We start from the raw sequence: 2,525 nt of genomic DNA on the forward strand, positions 1-2,525 counted from the left end.
ACCATCCACAGCCCTCAGCACTCGATCGCGCAAATCCTGCGAGTAGCTCTGACCTGACCGCCAACCCATGCCGCCTCCTTCGTGACGGCATCCTATGCATCACATGATCATCGCCATGGGAACTCCTCGCCGATTCCCCTTATCGTGCAACTGCTCTAGTATCTCATCTTTCCTTTACGATCCCGACTTCAACTGGGCGAAACGTAGTCTTCAAACCGGGTGCGGCAGAGTCGCTTGTCACGGGCCGTAATCCTCACCTTACTCATACTGATTGGTCGGAAGGTTGGGCTGAGCAATAATTGCGCCAATAGGATCTCTCCGTTGCACCGGCTTCGAAACCCTCGAATGGGTTGCTCGCGCTTTCGATCGGTTAATGCGCTCTGTCGCCTGTGGTCTTCCGGTTTTCTCCTTGAAAGTAGGATCAATACCGAAGCGAACTACCGTGGTCACAGGCGGCACAAAGCTCTTGAGCGATAAAGACTGCGCAACGGCAGGTACTGAGATCGCCACGAGTGCTCCAGAAACCCAACGAAGGCCCGCAACAATCAGATATTCGCAGCGCTTGAACATAGACGCCTTGTACCTCCACGAAAGCCCTATGCAGTCTTTAGCACAATCGTCCTCACCAAGCCACCTGCTACAATGTACCGACGACATGCGACTTTAAAGCCGGCTGTTCTGCCATCATCTCAAGCTAAGCTTCAACGCTGTACAAGCAACTCACAGTCAGCCAACTGATTGAGGCGGTCGGACTCGTATTCTGTGCAAGCGCGATATGTTCGTGCAAGATACGGAGCAATCTACCCGCTGCCAATCAGCGGTTCCCGTAGGCACTCGACGGGTCGATCCTTGTTCTCGCGCGACCGCGGCCTCTTGACCTCCCGAACATGCAGACCGCTAAACTCGGCCTTTCAGTCGTAGATTGTAAGCCCCGACCCCGACTCGGCTTGGAGGAAGGTCCAGGGCCGCGTCGAGGCGAATCCAGCTGTAGTGGATAGACGGCACGCGTCGTCGCCGACGGTGCTTTCGACCGCTGCTTACAATGACTTAGGCGTACAATCTAGCAAACTTTGTAAACTAACGACAGCGTCAGTAAAAATGCGCATAGCACGACAACCAAAAGCCCTAAAGGACCCCGCCAAAACTCGCGATGTCGAAGGATGCTAGCGGCCATCTCGCCGGTTCTCGAATTTGCCTCTTTTTCGATAATCTCAACCAAATCGACGTGCGAACACCTTGACAGCATCTTGCGGGTTGGCTGAGCCCAGGCATCGATAAGGTCCACCGGACATGGAAGGTCGACCATTTCTCGTTGTCGAGCTTCCGCAATCCGCTGCATCGCGGTCTTTCGCCGAGGTTTGATGTCGATAACCGACTTGCCGTACCACATAGGATTTAATCTATACTGGAGGTCATTTTAGGTCCAGCCACCTAACCTGTTTCACTGCGATAGCTCACCCTCTTACACCGGAGTTCGCTGCTCGCTGCGGCCGCGCCTCGAAACACCTTGTCAGTCAGCCTCTACTGGGTTGGTCGATGCACAGCGGGCAGACCACCGATGCTATGCTGCAGGTGCCGCATAATGGCGGTATGGTGGCGCAAACCGGAGCAGCTGGTTCTGATCCACTCGGATCAGGGCCAGCAGCTCACCAGCATGGAATGAGCTGCGTTTATCCAGGCTCATAAACTCGAGCGCCTGATGAATTGGCCCGGCAACTGGTATGAACTCAGTGGCCGAGCGCTTCTTTTCTTCGCTCAAGCGCCAGCGCCTACGGCGCCTTACATACGAAACGGACAACGAAGCCCGGCAGGATGTGTTCAATTGCACCGAGCATTCTACGATCCGGCGTGCAACTTGCTCATGAACTAAACGCTATCACCAGCACGCTTCGAACGGCCAAAATCTTCGGAGCAAAAGGCATACGTAAAACTGAGGCTACTTACTCCTGCGGGCTAAACACCGCTCTATCCGCCACAAGCATCTCCGTCACGACAGCGCTACGAATTAGAGCCAAGATTAAGAACACGATATTGTCTGACAAAGCTATGACTTTGCGGTCATCTTGGTGAGTTCATTGGGCTGGAGGAGACGTGCAAATTCGCAGCCGACGGTTCCTTTGTCCCACCAGACCGCTTTTGCTGCCACGGGCTCAAGACCGGGGATGGTCAACCAACATACGGTTCCCTTGTGTATGGGGCTGATTGCGGTAGCCGAGAAGCCGAAGGGGGATAGGTCCTTCACGACTGTTTGCAGTGATTTGCTGCCGATGGGCCGAAGAGTAGCAGGCATGGTGCAGCGGACACGTACTGCGGATCGGTCCTCCTGAGTGGCGTTGGCATAAGCTTCACCCTGCGCGATCTTGGTCATCTCCGCATCGCCTTGTATTCGCCCCCGGGTGTCCCATTCGCTGACGATCATGGCTCTGGCTTCTTAACAAGATCCTAACGCATAGACAGGCCGTCGAGGATTTGGCGCGGTTGATCCTCAACCCAGCTCGCAGCCAAGTTCACGCAAAAGGTCACAG

At 54.9% G+C, this 2,525-nt stretch carries 2 protein-coding genes; both read right to left on the minus strand.

Annotated features, from left to right (window positions below; genetic code table 11):
* Window positions 1-1,561: 1,561 nt before the first annotated feature.
* On the minus strand, window positions 1,562-1,759 hold the full coding sequence (locus HNO88_RS21795; protein WP_184250911.1) for a hypothetical protein: 198 nt from the start codon (window positions 1,757-1,759) through the stop codon (window positions 1,562-1,564).
* Window positions 1,760-2,044: 285 nt separating this feature from the next.
* Complete coding sequence (locus HNO88_RS21800; protein ID WP_246382299.1) at window positions 2,045-2,419, minus strand: PilZ domain-containing protein; 375 nt, start codon at window positions 2,417-2,419, stop codon at window positions 2,045-2,047.
* Between the last annotated feature and the right edge of the window lie 106 nt (window positions 2,420-2,525).

It is taken from the genome of Novosphingobium chloroacetimidivorans (assembly GCF_014204535.1).
Taxonomy (GTDB): Bacteria; Pseudomonadota; Alphaproteobacteria; order Sphingomonadales; family Sphingomonadaceae; genus Novosphingobium; species Novosphingobium chloroacetimidivorans.